This is a genomic window from Herbaspirillum aquaticum (genome assembly GCF_002213425.1).
GTDB classification, from domain to species: Bacteria; Pseudomonadota; Gammaproteobacteria; order Burkholderiales; family Burkholderiaceae_D; genus Herbaspirillum; species Herbaspirillum aquaticum.
The window spans coordinates 422,178-446,266 of sequence record NZ_NJGV01000001.1 but is presented as its reverse complement, the minus strand read 5'-3'; the positions used below and the strand labels follow the sequence as shown (position 1 = coordinate 446,266).

The 24,089-nt window shown below is 65.7% G+C and carries 23 protein-coding genes and 1 riboswitch; of the genes, 4 read left to right on the top strand and 19 right to left on the bottom strand.

The window, feature by feature from the left end; genetic code table 11:
- Positions 1 to 6: 6 nt before the first annotated feature.
- From CEJ45_RS02005 to CEJ45_RS01930, 17 genes are all read right to left on the bottom strand, one after another.
- On the bottom strand, positions 7 to 810 hold the full coding sequence (locus CEJ45_RS02005) for a cobalamin biosynthesis protein (protein WP_088753565.1): 804 nt from the start codon (positions 808 to 810) through the stop codon (positions 7 to 9).
- Positions 807 to 1,583, bottom strand: a complete 777-nt coding sequence (gene cobM / locus CEJ45_RS02000; RefSeq protein WP_088753564.1) for a precorrin-4 C(11)-methyltransferase — start codon at positions 1,581 to 1,583, stop codon at positions 807 to 809. The genes CEJ45_RS02005 and cobM overlap by 4 nt, the downstream gene beginning before the upstream one ends.
- Positions 1,580 to 2,338, bottom strand: coding sequence for a precorrin-2 C(20)-methyltransferase (gene cobI / locus CEJ45_RS01995; protein WP_088753563.1), 759 nt, complete (start codon positions 2,336 to 2,338; stop codon positions 1,580 to 1,582). The genes cobM and cobI overlap by 4 nt, the downstream gene beginning before the upstream one ends.
- Positions 2,335 to 3,525 carry a cobalt-precorrin-5B (C(1))-methyltransferase CbiD gene (cbiD, locus tag CEJ45_RS01990; RefSeq protein ID WP_088753562.1) on the bottom strand — a complete coding sequence of 397 codons (1,191 nt, stop codon included), beginning with the start codon at positions 3,523 to 3,525 and terminating at the stop codon, positions 2,335 to 2,337. The genes cobI and cbiD overlap by 4 nt, the downstream gene beginning before the upstream one ends.
- The gene (locus CEJ45_RS01985; protein WP_088753561.1) at positions 3,525 to 5,102 is read right to left on the bottom strand and encodes a precorrin-8X methylmutase; all 1,578 of its coding nucleotides are present in this window, start codon (positions 5,100 to 5,102) and stop codon (positions 3,525 to 3,527) included. Before CEJ45_RS01985 ends, cbiD begins: the two co-directional genes overlap by 1 nt.
- A complete protein-coding gene (locus tag CEJ45_RS01980) occupies positions 5,099 to 5,824 on the bottom strand; it encodes a cobalt-precorrin-7 (C(5))-methyltransferase (RefSeq protein ID WP_088753560.1) in 726 nt (241 codons plus the stop codon). Before CEJ45_RS01980 ends, CEJ45_RS01985 begins: the two co-directional genes overlap by 4 nt.
- A gap of 13 nt (positions 5,825 to 5,837) precedes the next feature.
- Complete coding sequence (locus tag CEJ45_RS01975) at positions 5,838 to 7,832, bottom strand: putative cobaltochelatase (RefSeq protein WP_088753559.1); 1,995 nt, start codon at positions 7,830 to 7,832, stop codon at positions 5,838 to 5,840.
- Positions 7,829 to 11,956, bottom strand: a complete 4,128-nt coding sequence (locus CEJ45_RS01970) for a cobaltochelatase subunit CobN (RefSeq protein WP_420913278.1) — start codon at positions 11,954 to 11,956, stop codon at positions 7,829 to 7,831. Before CEJ45_RS01970 ends, CEJ45_RS01975 begins: the two co-directional genes overlap by 4 nt.
- A gap of 4 nt (positions 11,957 to 11,960) precedes the next feature.
- Complete coding sequence (locus tag CEJ45_RS01965) at positions 11,961 to 12,302, bottom strand: (2Fe-2S) ferredoxin domain-containing protein (protein WP_167386279.1); 342 nt, start codon at positions 12,300 to 12,302, stop codon at positions 11,961 to 11,963.
- A gap of 73 nt (positions 12,303 to 12,375) precedes the next feature.
- Complete coding sequence (locus CEJ45_RS01960; RefSeq protein WP_088753556.1) at positions 12,376 to 13,128, bottom strand: CbtA family protein; 753 nt, start codon at positions 13,126 to 13,128, stop codon at positions 12,376 to 12,378.
- A gap of 10 nt (positions 13,129 to 13,138) precedes the next feature.
- On the bottom strand, positions 13,139 to 13,354 hold the full coding sequence (locus tag CEJ45_RS01955) for a CbtB domain-containing protein (RefSeq protein ID WP_088753555.1): 216 nt from the start codon (positions 13,352 to 13,354) through the stop codon (positions 13,139 to 13,141).
- A 141-nt stretch (positions 13,355 to 13,495) separates the two neighbouring features.
- Positions 13,496 to 13,724, bottom strand: a riboswitch (cobalamin riboswitch).
- 74 nt (positions 13,725 to 13,798) lie between these two features.
- Positions 13,799 to 14,425: a hypothetical protein gene (locus CEJ45_RS01950; RefSeq protein ID WP_088753554.1), complete on the bottom strand. Its 627-nt coding sequence runs from the start codon at positions 14,423 to 14,425 to the stop codon at positions 13,799 to 13,801.
- Between the two features lie 118 nt (positions 14,426 to 14,543).
- Entirely contained in the window at positions 14,544 to 15,227 is a 684-nt protein-coding gene (locus CEJ45_RS01945; RefSeq protein WP_088753553.1) for a hypothetical protein, read from the bottom strand.
- 350 nt (positions 15,228 to 15,577) lie between these two features.
- Entirely contained in the window at positions 15,578 to 15,724 is a 147-nt protein-coding gene (locus tag CEJ45_RS24895) for a hypothetical protein (RefSeq protein ID WP_167386278.1), read from the bottom strand.
- A gap of 49 nt (positions 15,725 to 15,773) precedes the next feature.
- A complete protein-coding gene (locus tag CEJ45_RS01940) occupies positions 15,774 to 16,130 on the bottom strand; it encodes a hypothetical protein (RefSeq protein ID WP_088753552.1) in 357 nt (118 codons plus the stop codon).
- A gap of 164 nt (positions 16,131 to 16,294) precedes the next feature.
- Positions 16,295 to 17,944 carry a phosphoglucomutase (alpha-D-glucose-1,6-bisphosphate-dependent) gene (pgm, locus tag CEJ45_RS01935; RefSeq protein WP_088753551.1) on the bottom strand — a complete coding sequence of 550 codons (1,650 nt, stop codon included), beginning with the start codon at positions 17,942 to 17,944 and terminating at the stop codon, positions 16,295 to 16,297.
- 317 nt (positions 17,945 to 18,261) lie between these two features.
- The gene (locus CEJ45_RS01930) at positions 18,262 to 18,513 is read right to left on the bottom strand and encodes a GlsB/YeaQ/YmgE family stress response membrane protein (protein WP_017450312.1); all 252 of its coding nucleotides are present in this window, start codon (positions 18,511 to 18,513) and stop codon (positions 18,262 to 18,264) included.
- Between the two features lie 414 nt (positions 18,514 to 18,927).
- Between CEJ45_RS01930 and CEJ45_RS01925 the strand changes: the two genes are divergently transcribed.
- From CEJ45_RS01925 to CEJ45_RS01915, 3 genes are all read left to right on the top strand, one after another.
- Positions 18,928 to 19,335 (top strand): hypothetical protein, encoded by a 408-nt coding sequence (locus CEJ45_RS01925; protein ID WP_088753550.1) that lies wholly within the window; start codon positions 18,928 to 18,930, stop codon positions 19,333 to 19,335.
- A gap of 71 nt (positions 19,336 to 19,406) precedes the next feature.
- A complete protein-coding gene (gene galU / locus CEJ45_RS01920) occupies positions 19,407 to 20,420 on the top strand; it encodes a UTP--glucose-1-phosphate uridylyltransferase GalU (protein ID WP_088753549.1) in 1,014 nt (337 codons plus the stop codon).
- Between the two features lie 339 nt (positions 20,421 to 20,759).
- On the top strand, positions 20,760 to 21,218 hold the full coding sequence (locus tag CEJ45_RS01915; protein ID WP_088753548.1) for a hypothetical protein: 459 nt from the start codon (positions 20,760 to 20,762) through the stop codon (positions 21,216 to 21,218).
- Positions 21,219 to 21,295: 77 nt separating this feature from the next.
- Here CEJ45_RS01915 and CEJ45_RS01910 read toward each other — a convergent pair whose 3' ends face one another.
- Together CEJ45_RS01910 and CEJ45_RS01905 are read right to left on the bottom strand one after the other, a co-directional pair.
- Positions 21,296 to 22,462 carry a branched-chain amino acid ABC transporter substrate-binding protein gene (locus CEJ45_RS01910; protein ID WP_088753547.1) on the bottom strand — a complete coding sequence of 389 codons (1,167 nt, stop codon included), beginning with the start codon at positions 22,460 to 22,462 and terminating at the stop codon, positions 21,296 to 21,298.
- A 79-nt stretch (positions 22,463 to 22,541) separates the two neighbouring features.
- A complete protein-coding gene (locus tag CEJ45_RS01905; protein WP_088753546.1) occupies positions 22,542 to 23,435 on the bottom strand; it encodes an MOSC domain-containing protein in 894 nt (297 codons plus the stop codon).
- 176 nt (positions 23,436 to 23,611) lie between these two features.
- On the opposite strand from CEJ45_RS01905, the gene CEJ45_RS01900 reads away from it, so the two are divergent.
- Positions 23,612 to 24,067, top strand: a complete 456-nt coding sequence (locus CEJ45_RS01900) for a CopD family protein (RefSeq protein WP_088753631.1) — start codon at positions 23,612 to 23,614, stop codon at positions 24,065 to 24,067.
- The last annotated feature ends 22 nt before the right edge of the window (positions 24,068 to 24,089 follow it).

Sequence of the window (24,089 nt, the reverse complement as noted above, 5' to 3'; positions counted from 1 at the left end):
CATGTTTTACTGCTTGTCTTTGAATATCCGCCAGGCATCGGCATCGTCCACCACGGCCACGGTCACCCCATCCAGTGCCGTCTTGCCCAGCAACAGCCGGCCACGCGGGCTGGCGATCAAGGCCGCCGGTTCGCAGACGCCATCCACGCCGACATTCTGGCGCACCCACGCCGAGGGCTTGCCGACCCAGGCACGCTGGGCGATCTGCTCGCGGGCAATCACGCGCAGCGGCAGATCGTGGGTGGCGCAAAACGCCAGCAGGCCCGGCTCTTGCGCCTTGATGTCGATGGTGGCTACTTCCCGCACCTTTGCCAGTGACGTGCCGGGGCACAGGTCCAGCGCCTGTGTCACCGCATGGGAGATCTGCTGCGCCGAGGCCAGCTTGCGGCATCCGATGCCCAGCACCAGCGGCTTGACCGCTTCAGTGGCGGTCGTCACCACCGGCTGCGCCCCGCTCACCTGCGCCACGCGATAGGCCAGGCCGTTGGCCCCGCCCTCATGACCGGCCAGCAAGGCGATGGCAAAGCGCGCCGCCTCATCGACCACCACCAGCGCCGGATCGCTGTGCTTGTCCTGCGGCAGGCCGTCCAGGAAGCGCACGGCGATGCCGGTGGCGCCGATCATGATCCATTGACGATGACGGCGATAGGCCAGCGCAAACTGCTGGCGCTGCGACAACCCGCCCTCGGCCTGCAGCCACGGCTGATACAGCTCGCCGCCCAGCTTGTCCTGCAGGTGCAGGGCCAGCGCCGCCGCCTCGGCGCGCACCGGCCACAGGCCAAGTTCAGCCGGGCCGACGGGCGGGTTCATGCGGCGTCCTTGTTCTTCTTGACCACGCGGAAGAGGTGCGTGAAGTCCTTGGAATAAAGACTGGACTCGGCGACCTGCTCCTTGTCCAGGGCGGCACCGACCAGCATCATGGTGGTCAGGTTCCACTCACCACGCTTGTTCTCTTCCAGCACCTTGTCGAGCGAGCCCTGGTAAATGCGCTGCTCCGGCCATGTGGCGCGGTAGACCAATGTCACGGGCGTGTCCGGCGGATAGTGCAGCAGCAGGTCGTTGACGATCTTCTTCAAGTGCGGGCCGGAGAGGAAGATGCACATGGTGGCGCGATGCGCCGCCAGCGAGGCGATCGATTCCGATTCCGGCACCGCCGACGCTCGTCCCGACACCCGCGTCAGGATCACGCTCTGCGACACTTCGGGCTTGGTCAGTTCGGCCGAGACTGCCGCTGCCGCAGCGGTGAAGGAGGATACGCCCGGCACCACTTCATAGGCAATGCCCAGTGCATCGAGCCGGCGCATCTGTTCGGCTGTCGCGCCGTAGATGGCCGGGTCGCCCGAATGCAGGCGCACCACGTCGATGCCCTGCTCCTGCGCACGGACGTAGCAGGCTTGCTGCTGCTCCAGATCGAGCGCCGCCGTATCGATGATCTCGGCCTCGGGGTGGCAATGTTCCAGCAAGGCGGTCGGCACCAGCGAGCCGGCATACAGCACCATGCGCACCTGGCCCAGCAGGCGCGCACCGCGCAGGGTGATGAGGTCGGCCGCACCGGGGCCGGCACCGACGAAATAAACTTTCATGCATTTCCTTTCGAATTCTCGTGGGGCGCGCGGTGGCGCTGCGCCTGGGCCGTCTTGCGGATCAGCAGCACGGCCAGGTAGCCACTGGCTCCTGCCGCATCCAATGCGGTCAGGTCACTGGCCAGCACTTCGCCTTCCAGCCCGATGCGGCGCGCAAAGCCGCAGTGCTGCGCAATGCCCATCTCCCGCAGCAAGGCCAGCACCCAGGGCAGGCGCGCGCCGACCTTCATCAATACGACGATGTCATGCCCTTCGATCTCGGCGCGCAGCGTGGCGGCGTCTTCGGGACAGGGCAGGATCAGCGTGCGCTCCTTGCCCACGCCCAGCGGCCATTCCAGGGCGGCGGCCGCAGCGGCGTAGCTGGTGATGCCGGGCAGCGTCACGCAGTCGCACTCGGGATACAGGTCACGCACGGCCGCCAGCACATAGCCGTAGGTCGAATAGGTCAGCGCATCACCGATGGTGAGATACACCACCTGCAGGCCTTCACGCAATTGCGCCGCCAACTGCTGGCCCAGTTGCGCGTAATGTTCCTGCAGGACCTGGCGGTCCGGGTCCATGTTGAACTCGATCTCGCACAGGCGGCTGCGATCGAACTCCACGCCCTCCAGGCATTGCAGGGCCACCGACAGCTCGGCGCCGCGCGCACGCGGAATGTAGATCACATCGGCCGAGCGCAGCGCAGCCAGCGCCGCCAGCGGCAGGTAGCCGGCCGGACCGGGGCCTACGCCGATGCCCGTGAGACGCCCGCTCATGCGCCCTCTCCCAGCTGCTGTCCGTCCAGGTCGAACAAGCGTACTGCAATGCGTTGGACCGCCGGCACGCGCGCATGGGTGAGCGCCGCAATGCGGGCTTCGATCTCGCACCAGAGGCGGCGCGACAACGCGGCATCCTGCTGGCGCACCAGTTCTATGATTGCTTCCACCGTATTGGCTTCCTTCATCTGCTGCAGCAGGGCGGCGTCAAACAAGACGCCCTGCCCTGTCGCGTTCATTTCTTCGGCCACGCGGGCCACGCCCTGCATGGCCATGTTGCTCTTGCTGGAGTGCGTATCCCACACCCCATCCAGCACCTTGGCCAGTTTGCCCGGATGCCCCGCCAGCCACAGCAGCGGCAGCGTGCGGGCTTCCTCGGCCAGTGCCTGTTGCGTGAAGTCCAGCGCATCCCCGAGGAAATTGGCGATCTGCACGCTGCGCTTGTCGGGCAGGCCTAGCGTCTGTGCCACGAACACGCGGCCGATCTTGCCCGGCAGGTAGGCCACCGCATCGCCCGGCGCACAGGCCGCCAGGGCCACGCGGATGTAGACCTCGATGGAGGCGATCCAGGACGCCATCGACATCGGCTCCACAATGCCCGAGGTCCCCAGGATGGAAATGCCGCCGACGATGCCCAGCTTGGGGTTGAAGGTCTTGGGCGCGATGGCGAGGCCTTCACGACAACCGATGGTGAGGTCGAATCCACCAGCGCTTGCCTCCGCCTGCACCTCCGCCAGCACCTCAGCCACGGCCGCCCGCATCATGGCGCGCGGCACCGGGTTGATGGCCGGCTCGCCAACCGCTACGCGCAGGCCCGGCATGGTGGCCGTACCGACGCCCTCGCCAGCGAAGAAGCGGATCTCGCCTGCTCCATTGCGCCGCACCTGCGCAAAGATCGTGGCGCCATGCGTGTTGTCGGGATCATCGCCGCCGTCCTTGAGCACTTCCGCCTGTGCGGTCTCGGCATCGATCATGCTCACCGACTGGATCGGCACGCTCAGGTAATGCAAGCCATCCGGCAGGCTCACTTCGGTCTGCTGCACCGTCATGCCCGCCAGCAAACGATACAAGGCCGCACGCACCGCAGCCGTGGCGCAACTGCCGGTACTGCGTCCGCGCCGCAGGCCATTGGGCGCAAGCACGGACAGGTCGTACTCGGCACGCCGCAGCTCGCCGCCGGTCTCCATCACGGCACGCCTTCGCTCTGCGCTTCCTGCGCGACCAGCCAGGCGATGGCATCGATCATCAGTGCATTGACCACGCTGGCCGCCCAGGGCGACCCGCCGCGCGTGCCGCTGTTGGTGATGCGCGGCACCTGCAGGCAGCGGCGCAGTTCGTCCTTGCTCTCGCGCGTACCGACAAAACCGACCGGCAAGCCGATCACCAACTGCGGCCGCCAGCCATGTTCGCGGATCAGGCGTACCGCCTCGGTGATGGCCGTTGGCGCATCACCGATGGCCAGCACCATGTCATTGCCGAACTTCTGCCAGGCGCGGCGGATACCGGCGGCCGAACGCGTCATGCCCAGGTTCTGCGCCATCAGGTGCGATTCGGGATCGTGCACGCCGCACCAGGTCTCCACACCCAGCTGTTCCAGAACCGCGCGCTTGAGGCCGGTCTGTACCATGGTCACATCCGTGACTACCCGCTTGGTACGCAGCAAGGCCTTCATGCCGGCCTGCACGGCACCGGCAGAAAAATAGATTTCATCGGCCACGGCGAAGTCGCCGCTGGTATGGACCAGGCGCTGCAGGACCGTCAGGTGTTCGGGCGGGAAGCTGCTCCAGTCGCGTCCGGCCTGGATGATCTCCATGCTTTCGGCTTCGATGGGATGGGGCACGTAAGGCGCCGTGCCTGCCGTGGCCGGCGCCAGCTGCTCGCGCGCGGAAAGATCGCGCACCTGCAGGTGGTGCGCACGCTGTGGCTCGCCGACCTGCTGTTCGAAACCGACGATCTGCACGCGGTACTTGCAGAGCGTGCAGTTCATGGCGGCACGGCCTTCAGCGGCATCGCGCGCGCGCTCCAGCATCACGTCGGCTACGTGCGCATGCACGCCCAGATAGGCGGCTTTCAGCACTTCCACGCCCGGCTCGCGCTGGGCCAGTTCATCGGCAGCGGCGTAGATGCGCTTGACCAGCACGCCATCGAAGAGGAAGAACGGCAACACCACCAGGCGCTGCCAGCCTTCGCCTGCGGCCTGGGACAAGCCGTCCCGCACCAGCGGCGTGGCCGTGCCCGAGAAGCACACCTTGACGCCGCCAAAGCCCATGCCCTCCTGCACCATGCGTGCCAGCTTGGCGATCTCGCCATTGGCGTCCGGGTCGGTGGTGCCACGGCCGACCAGCACCAGGCAGGCATCCTGGCGATGGATGATTTCTTCGGAGCCCGCCTCGGCTTCCACCACGCGCTGCTGCACCAGTTGCAGCAGCAGCGGGTGCAGGTCCATGGGCGCGCCGAAATGGAAATCGACCTGCGGATAATCGCGGGCCAGTGCCAGCAGTTCGGCCGGCATGTCGTTCTTGGCGTGGCGCGCGCCCAGCAGCACTCCGGGCACGACCGCCACTTCGGTGGCGCCATCGGCCACGCAGGCAGCGGCCGCTTCCGAAATCGTGGGCGCCGCGAATTCCAGGTAGCCATGGCGCACGATGCGGCCTTGGGCGCGTTCCCGCACCAGCGCGACCAGTGCCTCGAATTCCCGCAGGGCATCGGGATCGCGGCTGCCATGGCCGGCGATCACGACGGCCGATTGGCGCGTGGCGCTCATGCCGGGGCTCCCGCTGCCAGCTTCTCCGGCGGCGGTTCGATCTGGCTGTCCATGGGCGTCAAGGTGCGGATGAGCATGATGCTCATGTCGCTGAATTCCTTGTCGGCACAATCGGAGAGCTTGCCGTGCCACTCGGCTTCGCCCCGGGTCAGGTTTTCCCAGACTTCGGTGGGGTGGTCCGGATTGACGCCCTGCTGCAGCAGGTAAGTCGCAATGTGGCGGGGCATGAAGGAGCGCGCCGCATCCCACGGACAAGGGATGACGATGGCATTGCGCCCATCGTTCAACACGTTCACCAGGTGGCGCTTGAAAGGCTCCAGGTCGCCGCGCCGGTGGAAGGTGATGAAGGTAGTTTCATCAAAGCACACCCGCGCCTTGGACGCGAGGATCTGCGCCGAGGAAATGCCCGGCAGGGTTTCCACGCGATGGCCGCAGGCGCGCTCCACGCGCTCCAGGTACTGGAAGCCGCTGAAGTGGATATCGCCCATGAAGACCACCACGCAGCGCTTGCCTGCGTGATGCAGGGCGGCGACTTCGTCGAGCTTGGCGACCTGGTCGCGGTAACCCATCAGCACGACCTGGGCGCTGGCGGGGATGAGGTCCCTGACCACATCGACCACAGCGTTGAAGCCGGCCACGACGTCGGCATTGCGGATCAAGTCCGCGCCGCGCAGGGTCAGGTAGGAATGGTCGCCGGGTCCGGCACCGATGCAGATGATCATGTGTGTTCCTTGTTCAGCGCGCGCCCAGTTGCGCACGCACCGTCAACGCCAGGGCGTCGCCGGTCAGTTGTTCGAGGGTCAGGCAAGGCGCACCCAGCGCCTCGGCCAATTGGGCTGCACGGCCCAGCCGCAGGTAGCCGGCTTCGGTGTCCAGCACCAGGGCCGGCACGCCCTGTGCGGCCAGCGCCTGTGCGGCTTGCAGGGTTTCGCTCCAGGGGTCGCCGCTGCTGCCGGGCAGGCTGACGTTGGCCTTGCCGTCGGAGAGGATCACCAGCAGCGGCGGTGCTTGCTGCGCAGTGTGTTGCGCCGCCTGTTGCAGCACTTGCGCTGCCAGTTGCAGGGCGTGCGGCAAGGGCGTGCGGCCGCCGGTCGGCAGTTCGCGCAAGCCCTGCTCGGCCAGGTCGGCGCTGCGCGTGGGAGCCAGCAGCAATTGCGCCTGCTCGCCACGGAAGGCGATCACGGCCAGTTGATCACGGCGCTGATAAGCATCGGTCAGCAGCGCGAGCACCGCGCCCTTGACCGCTTCCATACGCCGTTGCGCGGCCATGGAGCCGGAGGCATCGACCACGAAGACGATCAGGTTGGCACCGCGCCCGCTGCGGACCTGGCGGTGCAGGTCATCGCGCGTAACCGTCAGTGGCCCGCCAGCCTCACCCGCAAGCGCGCCACGCACGGCGGCACTGCGCAGGGTGGCACCGATGGCCAAGCGGTCGGGATTCACGTCGGGGACGGCACGCACGGCGCTGCCCCGGTTGGCATCAGCGACTGCACTGCGGCGGCCGCTGGCGGTATTGGGCGCAGACTGCGGCGTGGCGGCCACGCTGATTGCGCGGGCCGTTCCTGATGCCGCAACGGCGAAGGTCTGTTGCCCGCCCTCACCTTCCTGTTCGTGCTCCTGCTCTTGCTCCTGCTGAGGCTCATCGGAAGCTGGCGACCCTGTGGCTTGCTCACCCGGGGCGTCGTCGTGCGCGTCTTGCGGCTGCGGCGGCTCTGGCTGGCGCGCCTGGTCAACCAGATCGTCCAGCTTGTCCTCGTCCATGCCGGCCTGCTCGAAGGGCTTGCGTCGGCGGCGGTGTGGCAGCACCAGCAAGGCCGCTTCGCGCACATCATCCGGCGTGACCTGCGTGCGCGCCTGCAAGGCGGCGATGGCGCGCGCGGTCTTGTGCATGACGATGTCGGCACGCAGGCTGGCTACCTCGAACTCGCAGCAGAGATGGCTGATCAGCTCCAGCATGGCATCGTCCAGCACCACCTCCGGCAGCAGGCGCTGGGCCTCGGCCACCTGCGCGCGCAAGGCATCCTGTTGCGGCTGCCAGCGCTGCCCGAAGGCGGCAGGATCGGTCTCGAAGGCGATACGGCGACGGACCACCTCGGCGCGCACGGTCTTGTCGGTTGGTGCGCTCACTTCCACCATGAGACCGAAGCGGTCCAGCAATTGCGGCCGCAGATCGCCCTCTTCCAGGTTCATGGTGCCGATCAGCGTGAAGCGCGCGGGATGGCTGATGGAGATGCCCTCGCGCTGGACCGAGTTCACGCCCATGGCGGCCACGTCCAGCAGCACATCGACCAGGTGGTCAGCCAGCAGGTTGACCTCATCGATGTAGAGGATGCCGCGATGCGCCGCTGCCAGCAGGCCCGGCTGGAACGCGCGCTGGCCGCCTTGCAGCGCCTGCTGCAGGTCGAGCGAACCGAGTACGCGATCTTCGGTAGCGCCCAGTGGCAAGGTCACGAAGGGGACGGTGTCCTGGCGCTGTACCGGATCTGTATTGCAAACTGTACAGGCAGTGGCCGGGTGGCCTGGGGCGCAATGGAAAGCGCAGCCCTCGCTCACGGCAATTGGCGGCAGTACCTGGGTCAGGCCACGGGCGGCGGTGCTCTTGGCCGTGCCCTTGTCGCCACGCACCAGCACGCCGCCGATGCCGGGATCGACTGCACACAGCAGCAGCGCCTGCTTCAGCAGCGGCTGGCCGACGATGGCCGCGAAGGGATAGGCATGGAGCGCCGTCATTGCATGTCCTTGGTATGTTCACTGCCGCGCACGGTTTCACCGCGCGCTTCCAGCAGGGCTTCACTGTGCAGGTACAGTGAGCGCAACTGTTCGATGGTCTGTACTGCAGGTGTCTGCCACATGCCCCGGCTGGCGGCTTCCAGCAGGCGCTCGGCGATGGCGTTCTGGGCCCAGGGGTTGGCCTGTTCCAGGAACTCGCGCATGGCCGGATCGAAACCGTAGGTTTCGGCCAATTGCTGGTACATCCAGTCTTCCATCACTTGCGCGGTGGCATCGTAGCCGAACAGGTAATCGACGGTGGCCGTCAGTTCCAGGCCGCCCTTGTAGCCGTGGCGGCGGATGCTGGCCAGCCACTTGGGATTGACCACGCGGGCGCGGAAGACGCGCAGGGTTTCTTCCTTCAGGTCGCGCACGGCGGCGCGCTGCGGGTCGTGGCTGTCGCCGAAATAATGGCGCGGCTGCTGGCCCGACAAGGCGCGAATGGTGGCGATCATGCCGCCGTGATACTGCAGGTAGTCATCGCTGTCGAAGATGTCGTGTTCGCGGTTGTCCTGGTTGTGCAAGGCCACCTGCACGCCCGAGAGACGCTGGCGGAAGGCCTCGCGCTGGTCCGCACCCTGCACCTTGCGGCCGTAGGCATAGCCGCCCCAGTTGATGTAGGCCTCGGCGAAGTCGGCCTGGTCCTGCCAGTTCTTTTCCTGGATCAGGGGCAGGATGCCTGCGCCATAGCTGCCCGGCTTGGCGCCGAAGACGCGATAAGACGCCTGTGCAGCCGCCTCGGCCTGGCCCAGTCCGCCCTGCATGGCCTGCTGCAGATCGCGCAGGTAGTGCTTGCGTACGAAGTTCAGGTGTTCGGGCTCATCCGCGGCGATGGCAAGCTGGACGGCATCGTCGATGAGTTCGATCAACTGCGGGAAGGCATCGCGGAAGAAGCCGCTGATGCGCGTGGTCACGTCGATGCGCGGACGCTGCAGCTGATCCAGCGGGATCAGCTCGACCCCGGCCACCTGCCGGTTGCCCTCGCGCCAGACCGGCTGCGCGCCCATCAATGACAGGATCTGCGCCACATCGTCGCCATGGGTACGCATGGCGCTGGTGCCCCAGATGCTGATCGCCACGCTCTCGGGATAGTCGCCGCTCTCGCGGTGATGGCGCTCCAGCACTTCGCGCGCCAGTTGCTGGCCCACGCGCCAGGCCGATTGCGAGGGTACGCTGCGCGGATCGACCGAGTAGAAATTGCGGCCCGTCGGCAGGATGTGGGCCATGCCGCGTGTGGGCGATCCGCTGGGTCCGGCCGGAATGTAGCCACCGCGCAGGCCGTTGAGCAGGTTGCTGATTTCCTCCTCGGTACGCTGCAGGCGCGGCACCAGCTGCTCGCAGGCGAAGGCCAGGATGCGGCGCACGGCGCTGGTGTCGGTGGCCTTGATGGCAGCAGCTGGTACTGCGCGCTTGAGCGGTGCGGCCGGTCGCGCCATGGCGCGCATGCCACCCAGAACGCTGCCTGCGCTTTTTTGCTGGGTCGGTTGCAGGCGCGGCTTTTCTTCGGCGGGGGTACTGAACAGCGGGGCGAACATGGCCTGGATGACTGGCTCGATGGCCTGCACCGCGAAGTCGTGCTGCTGCAGGGCCTGCAGCAGCGACAGGCACAGCGCATCGATGGCTTCCAGCGCATCGGCGCGGGTGACGATGGCGCGTCCGGCCGTGCGGGACAGCGCATCGTCGATGTTGAGGCGGCGGCCCTTGTGCTCCAGCAGCATGTCCAGCGACAGGCCGAAGAGCCGCGCCACTTCCTCCTGCAGGCCGGGCAGGTCCTGGTTGGGCAGGCGCGTCAGGGCCACCAGCATGTCCGGCAGCTGCTGCGCATCGGGCATGCGGCCGAGGATGTGCAGGCCATCGCGGATCTGGGCCGCGCCCAGTTCGCACAGGTAGCCGTCGAGATCCTCGATCAGGTGGGCCACACCGGCACCATCCAGTTCGCTCAGGGCGTGCGGCAGCGCGCCGTCGTCGTGCGCGTGGTCATGGTCGTGACCGTGATGATGATGGCCATGGTCATCGTGGTGATGTCCGTGATGATGGTGATGCGCGTGGTCGTGACCGTGACCGTGCCCATGGTCATGATCGTGGTCATGATGCAGCAGCTTGTATTGCAGGTCCGTATCCAGATTGGTCTGCCGCACCAGCTCCCAGATCTGCTGCTGCAACAGCGGCAGCTTGGCGGGATCGAGCACCTCGACCTGGTAATACTCGTCCACCAGTTGCGTCAGCTGGGCCAGCGCGCCGTAGCTGTCGGCGGTGGTCATGGGCGGCGTCAGGTGGTCCACCACCACGGCATGGGCGCGGCGCTTGGCCTGCGAGCCTTCGCCGGGATCGTTGATGATGAAGGGATAGAACAGCGGCACGTCGCCCAGCAAGGCATCCGGGAAGCATTCTTCAGACAGGCCCACGCCCTTGCCCGGCAGCCACTCCAGGGTGCCGTGCTTGCCGACGTGGACGATGGCATCCGCGCCCCATTCTTCATCCAGCCAGCGGTACAGCGCGTAGTAGTGATGCGTGGGCGGCAGGTCGGGCTGGTGGTAGATGGCGTCCGGGTCCATGCCGTAGCCGCGCGGCGGTTGCAGCGCCACGAAGGCGTTGCCCAGGTCGAGGCCGGCGATGACCAGGTGCTGGTCGTGCACGTAAGCCTCACCGGGTGCGGCGCCCCACTGGCGCTGCATCCTGGCCTGCAAGGCGGCGGGCAAGGCGTCGAACCATTGCGCATAGCGCGCCGCCGGGATGCGTGCGGCAGCACGGCGCAGCTGGTCTTCGGTGAGCAGGATGTCGTCGTAGGAGCAACGATCCACCAGCTCGTGGATCAGCGCCGTGCCGGTGTCGGGCAGGTCGCCGATGCCGTAGCCATAGGCCGCCAGCGCGCGCAGCACGGCCATGAGCGACTCGGGCGCATCCAGTCCCACGGCATTGCCGATCTGCGCGGCCTTGCTGCTGGAATTGGTGAAGATGAAGGCGATGCGCTTTTGCGCATTGGGCGTGCAGCGCAGGCGCACCAGGCGCTGCGCCAGCCCGGCGATGCGGCGCACACGGTCCGGCAGGGCCTGGTACTGCACCACGCCGGCTTGGCTGGTGTGCTTGAAGGATAGCGGCACACCGATGACGCGGCCGTCGAATTCGGGCAGGACCACGTTCATGGCCGCATCCAGCGGATTCATGCCGCGCGTGGAATGCTGCCACTGGTCCAGCGTCATGCCGCTGGTGATGGCCTGCAGCACCGGCCTGTCCAGCTGCTCCAGCACCGAGACCGACCAGCCTGCGGGCGTAACGCCGCCAGCCGTGATCTCGCCCATGGCGAAGCTGGTGGTGTTGATGATGAGATCGACCCGGCCCTCGGCGAAATACGCCAGCGCCGGGGGCAAGGCCGCGCCAGTACTGGCCGACACGCGCAGCGAGGACGTGAAGACCGGCAGCACATCCATGCCGCGCGCCTCCAGTGCCGCTACCAACGCATCGATGAAGGCGGTATTGCCCGAGAGCCAGTGCGCCCGGTAAAAGATGATGCCCACCGCCGGCTTGCCCGCCGGGGCTAGTGCACGCAGGGCCAGCCAGTCGTCGAGGCCGGCGTCCTGTTCCAGGTCGGGATGGTAGAGGCCGTGTTCGGGCAAGGCTTGCGCGGGCTCGTAGCCGTAGCCACTGAGCAGCAGGCGGTCGGACAGGCAGCGCAGCAGCTGCGCCAGGTTGACGCTGCCGCCGCCGTTGAAATACGCCAGCGCCTGCTGTTGCACATCCGGTGCGGCTGTGGAAGCGGCGGCCAGTTCGGCATCGGGCTCGCCGGTGCCGGAGAGCACGATCAGGTGGCGTCCTTCGGCGCGCGCGGCCCGCAGCAATTCAGGAAAACCGGCCACTGCCCCCAGCCGTCCGAGTACCCGCAGCACGATCACCTGCGCGCTGGCCAGCTCCGCGCGCAGCAGGGTCGCCAGCGTGCGCAGCGGCTGGCCCTGCTCATCGCTGCCCGATTGCAGGGCTTGCATGTCGTAGCCCGCCACGGTGGGAAAATCCGCCGGCAGTTGCGCGCGTGCCGCGGCCAGCAGCGCCAGGTCGGTCGGGGCGTGCGTCAGCAGGACGATACGGGCCATGGATTCATGCATCGGTGGCCTCCGCTTCCGGCAGTACGTCGCCGCTCCCCAGCCGATGGAAGACCAGGTCACTCACTTCGCGCCCGCCTTCCAGGTGCTCCACCACCACGCGCTCGATGGCGGCGGCATCCGCGCAGCGATACCACACGCCCTCGGGATAGACCACCACCACCGGCGCCTGCGCCTTGCAGGCCACCATGCAGTGGGTGCGGGTACGCTTGACGCGCAGCTCGGGACGGGCGTCGATCTGTTCGCCCAGCACGCCGAACATGGCTTCGGCCAGCACGCCGTTTTCGGTACAACGCGGACCCACGCACATGAGCACGTGACGATGATGAGTTCTCATGGCTTTGATGCTTTGCTTTCCCCGGCGCCGCAACGCCGGACAGGGGCCCGCCTGGGCCCGCCAGACCCGCCAATCAGGCGAAACGGCGATAGAAGAAACCGGTCAGCCCGCCCAGGGCCAGCCAGAACACGGCATTGGCTGCCGCCGTGGCGCGGATGAAGGCCTGTGCCAGCTCTTCCGGGGCCACGCTGCCGTGGACTTCCGGCTGGGGCGCGCCGATGAAGTGCGGCGCCACCAGCAGCAGTACGCCCACCAGCTTCCAGGGCCAACCACGGGTGAAGACGAACAAGCCCAGGCTGGCCGCCGTCGCTGCCGCCGTCATCACCCACCACAGCTGGCGCGCCTGCAGCGGCGCGGCCAAGGTACCCGGCACTTCCGGCGGCAGGCCCAGCGAGGGCGCGACGAAAAACACACCATAGCCGGCCAGGCCCCACAGCAGGCCGCTGCGCCAGGTGATGCGGCGTCCGCTCAGGGCAAAGGCCGCCACCAGCATCAGGGCGAAACCGACCGCCATGCTGACGTTGGCCAGCACGGTATAGCCGGTGCGCTCGGCGCCGTCAGCCGGCTCCCAGGCATTGGCGTCATGCGCGTGTTCGTGCTCATGCGCGTTGGCGTGGGTGTGCTCGTGTGCAGCCGCCGGCGCACCCGGCTCGTGGGCATGGTCATCGGCTGCCGGGGCCGCAGATTCGCCGGCCTTTTCATATTCCTCGGCCTTGAGGATGATCTTTTCGACCTGGAATTGCTGCACGCCCGACAGCAGCACGCCCGACAAGGCGCCTGCCACCACCACTGCCGACGCCATGCGCCGGAATACGGTCCAGTTCATCGTCCGCTCCTCAGTGGCAGGGGAAACCGGCGGAATGGCGGCCGTCATGGGCGGCATTGTGCAGCTCCACCTTGGAGGCGAAGCCGGCCCCGTAGATCAGCGCCACGCCCAGCGCGAAGGCCAGCAGCGAGGGCGCGATGCGGTCGCGCCAGACCTGGCTGCCGGTGTGGCTGGAAGAGGAAGAATCAGCGGTGTGACGGGCATTGAGGCCGGAGGGAGTGGACATGCGATTTCCTTGGACGGGTGGATGAAACGAAGGAAACCACACGGCGAGCGCCCAAGCACGATCCCGCCGTCGGCTGACGGCGCCGGTTCACACCAGCGGGAAATGATGGAAGCTTTCCGCATGATCGCCCTCCGCGATGCATTCAAGAACTTGCCTCGGGCCGGTCTCCGGGCTGGCGAGGGGAAGCCTGGGCTTCGGGACAGGCGCCTTCCCATGCGCGGGGCACAGTGGCGTAGTGCGTGTCCTTCCTCGCTTACCGTTGCGGGGGCAGCGCCGGCTTTGGCACGATGCTGTGGCACCGGCCGCACCGGCTTCCCGTTTCAATCCCGGGCGCGGCTGCGCACGGGATACCAGAAGCAATGCTAAGGGGCGAAGTATAAAGCTGGGGGCAGGCTTGGGCAACCTGCATTATCACGTATGAAAGGCAGTCAGCCTCAAGCGCCCTCAGCGTGGCAACGCGGCCGGCGCCGGCGAAGAGGACGAAGGGGATGGCAAAGCAGGCAGCTGCGGCGAGGCCGGCAAAGCCGCCAGCTTGTAGTAGAGGCTCATTTCCACGCCCATGCGCATGGGAATGCGGGCCACATAGGCCGAGCGTTTCCGGTTGCGGCTGCCCTGCCCGTGCATTTCCATCAGGCAGAGGTAGCGCTCGCCCAGGTAGCCCAGCATGGCAAAGGAGGCTTTTTGGGGGCGCTCCAGCCGGGCTGGGGCGTCCGGCGCCAGGCCGATGGCACGGTCGAGGTAGCCGCGGTGCGAGTTCACGAAGAGGTAATCACGGCCGGGCGGCTTGCCGCTGGCATAGCCGATACGCAGAGTGCGGTTGTCGCCATCTGGCAGATAGAGGCGGTAAGGTGAAGCGGGACCGCCTTCCATAACCTCCACCCGCCCCGCCACGGGATCAATGCTGACCGCACTCAGGGGAATCCGGTCAACCGCCAGGCAGCTGTCCAGCACCTCGTCCGGCGGCTCGGGTGAACCCGGCAGTGCCGCGAAGCAGACAAAGAGCAGCACCAGCGGCAGGCAGCGCAATGCGCTTGCTTTCCAGGCAGAGGCAACGGCAAGGAAGCGAATCATGGAGAGCTCCTTCTACGGACGACGGGTCAGGACGGCGGCGTGGCGACACACTTGTCAGACATGGTTGCAGAAGGAGCAGGCCGTGAATATCAGAAAACTCTCAATGCACGGCAGGAAGTCAGTTCTGCCCGGCAAGCAGATCCAGCGCGATGAAGTGCCATTGCGCCGATTCAGCGTCGTACAGCGCCAGCTGGTTGATCTGTTGCCCGGGGAGCGCCTTGCCCGGTATGCGCATCAGGGCGCGCTCGGCGTGGCGATGGCGTTCTTGCGGGGACAAGGCCAGCAGGCGGGCATGGGTCTCGCTATGGGCGAAGAGCCCGGCATCCTCCCAGAGCCGGGCATAGCCGGCCAGTTCGGCGTGGCTGATGGCCAACGGGATGGTGTCCGTCATTGCAGACACCTGGGCCACGCTGGCCGACGAAATCCGCACCGGACCGCCCTGCGCGCGTACCGCCAGGCAGCCGTCCTGCGCGCCCCAGGCCAGGTGCAGGCAGACCGGCAGGCGTCCGTGGTGGCGCCTCAGCAGGTCATCGGGCGTAAAGGCCGAGACCGGGAGAACCTGGTAGCGCTCCGGCGGCAAGTCCTGCCAGAGCGCGTCGATACTGGCTTCCAGGGGAGAAAAATAGAGCACCATGGCATCGGTGCCTGCGGCCTCCCCGCTGGTCACGGGTTCGCACAAGACCTGCTGCGGCCAGGCGCTGCCGGCCCCATGCCGCACCAGCACGAAAAGAGGCAGCGCCGCCTGCACCACAGGACGGCGCGCGGGCGGAAAACCGGAAGGCTGCGGGGGATAGGGGAACACGGCGCCACTCCTTGTTCGACCACAGCGGGATGGAGGCCCGGGCGGGACTGGCTCCATCGACCTACTGCGGCCAAAAAAACCGAATGGTTCCACAAATGCAAGCGGAGTTGAACCTGAAAAGTCTCAATCAGCAGAGGAGATTGGGGCGAGGTTTTCCGGCCGAACCCGCGCTGGAGAAGGCTGGTTTGATGCTGAAATGAAGGAAAAAGCTGGCAGCGCGGCGCTGGGCCACGAGAAATGCGGGCGGCAAGAAAAGGCAGTTTTTCAGAGATGAAGAAAATGGCTACACGCGCAGCATGGGCTGGGCATGTAGCCATCAGGCAAGGCAAGCCTGCGGGGCCGCAACCTCCTTACATCCGCAGCGGCTTGTCCGTCGGCACAGGATTGGCCGGCGGATCCTCCACCGGCACCGGTTCATCTTCGGGCAGCGTTGGCGGCGGCATGTTGGGTTCGTTGACGGGCGGTATTTCCTGCGGGGTATGCAAGGACTGGTTCAAACGGGCCTCCTGCGGGATGGCAATCGGGTTCAATGGAAAGCCGCGCGCCTCAGCGCTGGCCAGCCATCGGGTTCTGATGCGGGATGGGATCCTGCGGCGGGGTGGGATCCAGGGGCGGGACTTCTACCGGCGGGGTGTCCTGGGGCTTGTGCATGGCGTTCTCCTGAGGGGGTGAAGGTTGGGGTGCGGGCTGGCCCGGCTGGGGCAGCAGGCCGTCATCGGCATTGGCCAGGGGATCCTCGGTCCCATCCGGCTCCACCACATGGCCGGGGTCGGCCACGATGTGGTCGGGCGCGGGACTGGCTTGGGAGCCGCCGGGAATGCCGGGCGGACGCAGCAAGGCTGCCTGCGAAGCAGGCGGCGGCGGACGCCGAGACGATAGGGGATCCTGCTGAGACGGTTCCATGGCAGTCCTCCTGGCGAAATTGGATCGATGCACCATCTTAAGAAGCCCCTGCCCTGTCCTCAGCCAGACATCGGCCCATTCGCCTGTAGGAACTCACGAAAAAAACGCCGCCAACCCAAAGGGCGGCGGCGTTCTCCACGCAGAGGACAGAGGACAGCGGCGCTTCAGCTCGACTTCAGCGCACGCGTCACGATCTCTTGTGCCTCGGCGAAGATGCGCTCCAGATGCGCCTCATCGCGGAAGCTTTCACCGTAGATCTTGTAGATGCTCTCGGTGCCCGACGGGCGCGCGGCAAACCAGCCATTGTCGGTGACGATCTTCAGGCCACCAAAGGCCTTGCCATTGGCAGGCGCGGTGGTCATGACTTCGCGGATGGTTTCACCGGCCAGTTCGGTGGAACTCACGTCCTCAGGCGAGAGCTTGGACAGGCGCGCCTTCTGCTCCGGTGTGGCAGCCGCTTCCTTGCGGCCATTGACGGGTGCACCCAGTTGCCGGGTCAGGTCCTGGTAGATCTGGCCGGGGTCGCTGCCGGTGCGGGCAGTCATCTCGGCGGCCAGCAAGGCGGCGGTGATGCCGTCCTTGTCGGTGCTCCAGGGCTGGCCATCGAAACGCACGAAGGAAGCGCCGGCGCTTTCCTCGCAGCCGAAGGCCAGGCTGCCGTCATACAGGCCGTCGACGAACCACTTGAAGCCCACCGGCATTTCCAGCAGCTTGCGGCCCAGGTGGTTGGCCACGCGATTGATCATCTGGCTCGACACCAGGGTCTTGCCCACGGCCGCATCGGCGCGCCAGGCGGGGCGATGGCGGAACAGGTAATACACCGCCACCGACAGATAGTCATTGGCCGGCAGCAGCCCGGTGCTCTTGGCGACGATGCCATGGCGGTCATGGTCGGTATCGCAGGCCATGGCCACGTCGAAGCGGTCCTTCAGGGCGATCAGCTCGCTCATGGCATGAGGCGAGGAGGGATCCATGCGGATCTGCGCGTCCCAGTCCAGCGGCACAAAGCGGAAACTGGCATCCACATCGGTGTTGACCACTTCCAGGTTGAGCTTGTAGCGATCGGCGATCGCCGACCAGTAATGCAAGCCGGCACCGCCCAACGGGTCCACGCCGATCTTCACGTTGGCCGCCGAAATGGCGCCCAGGTCAATGATGTTGGGCAGGTCGCCAACGTAGTTGTCCAGATAGTCGTAGCGACGCGTGGTGTCGGCCTTGAGCGCCTTCTCGAAGCTGATGCGGCGCACGCCTTCGAGCTTGTGCTCCAGATAGCCATTGGCGCGCTTCTCGATCCAGCTGGTGACGTTGGAGTCCGACGGGCCGCCATTGGGCATGTTGTACTTGAAGCCGCCGTTGTCGGGCGGATTGTGCGAAGGCGTGACCACGATGCCGTCGGCCAGCTTGTCGCGGTGCACGCGATTGTGGGAAAGGATGGCATGCGAGACGGCCGGCGTGGGCGCATAAGGGCTGCCCTCGGCCAGCATGGTCACCACCTCGTTGGCCGCCAGTACCTCCAGCGCGCTGTGCCAGGCCGGTTCCGACAAGGCGTGGGTATCGATGCCCAGGAACAGCGGCCCCTTGAAGCCCTGCTCCTTGCGGTAATCGCAGATGGCCTGGGTGATGGCCAGCACATGCCATTCATTGAAACTGTGGGCATTGGCGTTGCCTCGATGGCCGGAAGTGCCGAAGGCCACCCGATGGCCCGCCTCGGCCACATCAGGACGCAGGCTGTAGTAGTTCGACAGCAGCACCGGCAGGTTCACCAGGGCGGAAGGCGCGGCACGCTTGCCGGCAAGGGGATTGACGCTACTCATGATGTTTTTTCTGGATGAAGGAATACCTGAGGAATCGAAGGCGCAGGCCAGGGGTGCGCCCCTTCGCAACTTAATCTTTTACTAACGTCACGACTATTGTAACGCGGGGATGGCGCGCTGCAACATCGATATGAACATTCTTGCAGGAGTCTTGCCGCAGATCACAATTTTTGCGCTTGGCGGGCCGAGATCCCGGCCATTTGCCGCTGCCGCATGAAGCATGATTGCGCAAAGCAAAACGCGCCCGGGCGCAGGCACGGACGCATTCATTGGAGCTTCACGCCGGCCGGGGTATCCCCGGCCGCGTGTGGGCCTGGTCAGGCACGCCGGAAGGCACGCACGATCACCAGCAAGACGATGGCGCCCAGGGTGGCCGTGACGATGGAGGCCAGGATGCCGCCACCCACGGCGATGCCCAACAGGCCCGCCAGCCAGCCGCCGATGACGGCACCGACGATACCGATCAAGATGTCCGCCAGCAAGCCGAAGCCGCCGCCCTTGACCAGCACACCGGCCAGCCAGCCGGCGACGGCACCAATGATCAGCCATGCGATGAGTCCGTGTTCCATGATGTTCCCTTTCAATCGTTCTGTCGTTCTTGGGTTGATGTCGGAATCCGCCGGGCGGCTTCCTCTTCTCTGCAAGCGCTCGGCGCAACAGATGAGGTGATCATAGAAAAACCAGTCCGGGAGAGGTATCGGACAGCGGCCCATTCCCCTGTAGGACAAGCCCGCCATGTACGGCTGTCGAGCCTGTACGGGGATGCGGTTACATCGTCGCGGGGGTCGGCGGGGTAGATGCAGACCAAGCTTCCTCTTTTCCTACACAGCAAAAGGCGGCATTCCTATAGAGAGGAAGCGAGAGTTTTTTTACTCTTGCTTCCCATAGGCGCAGTGCAGCATGCAATCGTTTGCGGCACCCAGCCCCAAGCCAATACCAATAAGCGCATTTGCCAGCCCGATATGTTGAGAGAGCCGCCGATCATGTCCGCCATTCAAACCAGTGCCCGCCCGTCGCCCGTTTTCGCCAATGCCTTCGCGCTCAATGCGTTCGCGCCTGCGCCGCAAGCCGCCGATGGGGCCGACCTGGCGGAACACTATGCGCGCTATGCCCGCGAATCGGCCGACATGCTGCACCAGATTGCAGTGAAGGCACCGCAACTGGCTTCGGTGCTGGAGCAGCTCAACGAAGGCAGCCTGCCGCAGCGTATCGAGCTGGTGGATGAACCGGCCCGGCCGGTGGCACAAGAACCGCGCCGCCAGCCGCGCACCTCGCTGCTGGAAACGGTTGCGCATGCGCTGAGCCACGCATTTCCCGGTGTGGCTCCCCTGTTCCAGGGGTGCCGCGCGTTTTTGCAGATGAAGATGATCAAGAACAAGAGACAGGCGTGAGGAGCGCGAGCGAGCCTGCATTGTGTGCATGAGGGTGTCACGCCCTTCACTCAACCAAACCTGGACTTACCATGAAAAAAATCACCAAAGCCGTTTTCCCCGTCGCTGGCCTCGGCAGCCGCTTCCTTCCCGCCACCAAGGCACAGCCCAAGGAAATGCTGCCCATCGTCGACAAGCCGCTGATCCAGTACGCTGTCGAAGAAGCCGTGGAAGCGGGCATCACCGAGATGATTTTCATCACCGGCCGCAACAAGCGCGCCATCGAAGACCACTTCGACAAAGCCTACGAACTGGAATCCGAACTGGAAGCCGCCGGCAAGGTAAAGCTGCTGGAAACCATTCGCAACGTCATTCCCAAGCACATCAACTGCGTCTACGTGCGCCAGGCCGAACCCCTGGGCCTGGGCCATGCCGTGCTGCTGGCCAAGCCGCTCGTGGGCGATGAGCCCTTCGCCGTCCTGCTGGCTGACGACTTCATGGATGCCGCACCCGGCCAGAAGAACGTGATGGCACAGATGACCGAACTCTACGAGCGCGAAGGCAAGAGCCTCCTGGCCGTGCAGGACGTACCACGTCCGGAAACCCGCCAGTACGGCATCGTCAGCGGCACCGCGCATGGCGAGCGTACCGAGCTGCTCAGCGGCATCGTCGAAAAGCCGTCCCCGGAAGAGGCGCCGTCGACCCTGGCGGTCGTGGGCCGCTATGTGCTGACACCGGCCATTTTTGAACGCCTGGAAAATATCGGTACCGGTGCCGGTGGCGAGATCCAGCTGACCGATGCCATCTCGGCCCTGCTGGAACAGGAACAGATCCTGGCCTATCGCTACGAAGGCCAGCGTTTCGACTGCGGCTCCAAGCTGGGCTACCTGAAGGCGGCCGTGGCCATGGGCTTCAAGCACAAGGAAGTCGGTACCGGCTTCGCCCAGTTCCTGCAGGAGTTCACCAGCCAGAACGATCTGGCGCAAGCCGCCCAGCCCAAGGGCCCGGCGACCGTCACCCCATTGAAGACCGCTGCCGGCAACCAGCCGGCCGGCACGCCGGTCGCCAGCGACAAATTGCCAGCAGTGGCCAACAGCATCATGTAAGTCCCCGGTAGAGAGCGTTGTTGATTGCAGTCCGTCCGCAAGGCCGGGCTGCTTTTTTTTTGGACGTGGCGCTTCGTATAAATTGTTTTGACCTTTGTCACAGAGTTTTAACCTGGACTTGCTAGCATCGCGGCCATGAATCTGGAGAAGTTCATTTCGCCCGGGACATGGTAATTCGCCGCAACCTGCGGCCACACGCGTATGCTGTGGTCACCGACCATCCCTGAAAACGTTTGCAGACACGAAAAGTGACGATGAAATCGTTGCCAGGCGGCAGGAATGTTGCGGCAAAGGCGCAAAAAATATATATTGTTTATATCAATTTTCAGAGGAGCGTTCATGGCCACCAGAGTTCAAGCCGCAGCAGCAACCGAAACGAAGAAACCTGTCGCCAAGGCGGCAGCCCCCAAGCCCGCCGCGGTGAAGAAACCTGCCGTCAAGCCTGCCACCCGTGCAGCCGCCAAGCCCGCCGCCGCACCGGCAGCCGACAAGAAGGTCGAGAAAGTCGCAAAGCCGGAGAAGACTGACAAGCCGGTCAAGGCCGAGAAGGTAGAAAAAGTCGAGAAAGCCCCCAAGGCCAAGAAGGTCAAGCAGGTGCGCGACAGCTTCACCATGCCCGAGAACGAATACGCCGTGCTGGCCCAGGTCAAGAAGACCTGCCTGAAGGCTGGCGTGGAAATCAAGAAGAGCGACCTGCTGCGTATCGGCGTGTCGCTGATCAAGAACCTGAAGATCACCGAATTGAAGGACATCCTCGGCAGCCTGACCCCGCTGAAGGTGGGCCGCCCCAAGAAGTAAGCACACTGCAGGCAAACCTGCCGTTGCCATTCGATGCCGCCCGGTTCACGCCGGGCGGCATTGTTTTTTGGGCGCCCTCAGTTCTTCTCGGAATGGCCCATGCTGCGGATGACGCGCCAGCGCCCCTGGCTGACCTGGTAGAGGGTGAAGACCGGATCACGCAGGTTGCCTTGCGCATCGAAGGCGATATTGCCGGAGATCCCCTTGTAGCGGATCCGGTGCAGGCTGGCCGTGACCTTGGCCGCATCCACGGAATCGGCCTCGCGCATGGCGGCGGCGATCACGCGCACGGCGTCGTAGGCAAAGGGGGCGTAGAGATAGATGTCCTCACGGTAGCGCGCTTTCCAGGCCTGCTCGAAATGGGTCCATTGCGGACCCTTGTAGGAAGGCAGGCCCGGCTCGACGACACTCACGCCCTCGCCTGCCGCACCGGCCAGCTTGAGAAAGGTCGGCCCGACCACACCGCCGATGCCCACCAGACGCGCCCGGACCTGCAGGCGCCGCATGTCCTGCACCAGTTGTGCGGCCTGGGCATCGAGTCCGGCGAAGAACACCACGTCCGGATCGTTGTCGCGAATCGCTCGCAGGATGCTGTTGAAGTCCGAGGTCTTGCTGCTGACCGTATAGCGTGCCCCCACCCTGCCCTGCAAGGCCTTGACCGACTTGACGAATTCATCGGCATAGGTGGTGCCGAACACGGTACTGTCATCGATGACCGCGATGTTGCCGGCCTTGAGGTCGCGCACCACGTAGTCGGCCGTCAGCAGCGCCCCCTCGCCATCGTGCGGCACGATACGAAAGGCGCTGGCATCACCCTGCTGCGTGTAGGCGGGTGCCGTGACGGCGGGCGCCACGTGGGGGATGCCGGCAGCGGCATAGATGCGCGCAGCAGGAATGCCCACTCCGCTGTTCCAGTGGCCGACCACGGCAGCCACACGGCTCTTGACGAAGTAGTCGGCGATCAGCTCGCCGGTGCGCGGGTCGGCGCGGTCGTCCTGGGCCAGCAACTTGAAGAGTACCGGCTCGCCGGCAATGACGGGCTTGCCGCTGTTGAGGTCATCCACCGCCAGCTGGGCCGCGCGCTCCAGGGCCACCCCGGTACTGCCGGAGAGCCCGCTCATGGGTGCGGCCAGGCCGATCAACACGGTGCGGGGCTCGGCACTGGCGCTCCCCATCATGAAACTCCCGACCGCGCCCAGCAGGGCCAGGGTCAACAGGAGCGGTCTACGTAATGCCTTGATCATCTTCTTCCTTGCCGCAGTACGAGTGGCGTGTGGCTTGATGTTGCATGGATGTCGCTTGACGGCGCCCTGGTGGACGCTCTCAGAAATTCAGTTCCCATTGGACCGGCTGCCCGGTCTCGATCACGCCGCCCTCGCCGCCGATGACGATGGCGTTCTGGCCGAAAGTGAGGCCGCCACCCACCCGGGCATTGGCGCGATAGGTGGCCAGGGTGTCCAGCGGTTCATCGGGCCACTGCGGATCGCGCTGGCCGGTGCGCTGGTCGACGCCGGGGATGGGGCACCTGGCACAAGGCTTCACCAGCTTCAACGCCACGGCATCCGCGCCGCTGCCCAGGCGCAGGGTATCGATGAAGTCTTCTTCATAGGCCTCCCAACCGGCGATCACCAGGTTAGGGCGGAAGCGATCCATGGGCAGGATCGGTGCGCCCTTGGCCGCAAGACGAGCGTTGAGTTCATCCAGCGAGGCCTGGCCGATCACCAGCAGCGGGTAGCCATCGGAGAACTGCGTCGTGGCGCGGTGGTCGCCCGTCCAGCGGGTACTGCAGGTGCGCGTCACGGCCGGGTTGAAACGGACCAGCCGGGCGTCTTCCTGCAGGTAATGCGAGAACCATGCCCGCGCCTGCTCACCCTGGTCCAGCGCTTCCAGGCGGCTGTCCCAGACCTGCACAGCGAGTGTGGCACCGTCCTGGCCGGCAGCGGCCAATTCCAGGGCAGGCATGCCCGGCGCGCGCACTACCAGCGCCTCGCCCTCGAAGGCGGGCGTGATGCAGGCCATCTGCGGATGGGTGCGCTGGCTCAGGAACTGGCCCTGGCGGTTGACCAGCATCCAGTGGCGGTCCAGGGCCAGGCCCAGCGGACCGATCTCGGCACGGGGCAAGGACAGTCCGCCGCAAGACTTGATGGGATACAGGTAAATGGCGCCGATGGTGGTACTGGAAGTGCTGGTGGTCCTGGTGCTGCTGGTGTTCGACATGGTGAAACCGTCCCCCCGGATGGCGGCGCAAGCAAGCGCCCGATGAATGGTGATGCTGGAGTTTCGGCAAGACATTACCACAAGCTGGCGTTTTAGCTCGGCAGACGATACGCCGTGTTCCCACTCATGCGACAATGCGGCGAAAGCTGAATATGAACTTTCCTGACGGGAGCGCCATGCTGTTTGCCAAATTCTTCCATCTGCTGGGCCTGACCCTCTGGGTCGGCGGCATGTTCTTCGCCCACATGGCCCTGCGGCCCGCCTTGGGGGTGCTGCATCCCGAGCAGCGGCTGACCCTGATGGCGGCCGTGCTGGCCAATTTCTTCATCTGGGTGTGGGTGGCCATCGCGCTGGTGCTGGGCAGCGGCCTGCACATGATGGCCGTGATGGGAGCCGGCGCTGCCAAGCTGCCGCCGTATGTCCACGCCATGACCGGCATCGGCGTGGTGATGATGCTGATCTTCGCCCATATCTTCTTTGCGCCCTTCCGCCGCCTCAAGCTCGCGGCCGCCCAGCAGGACTGGGACCGCGCCTCGCGCGCGCTGCGCCAGGTGCGCATGCTGGTGGGCATCAACCTGTGCCTGGGACTGCTGACCATCGCCATCGGCGCACTGGGTCCCTTGAGCGCCTGAACCAGATCATCTTTGTAGGGGG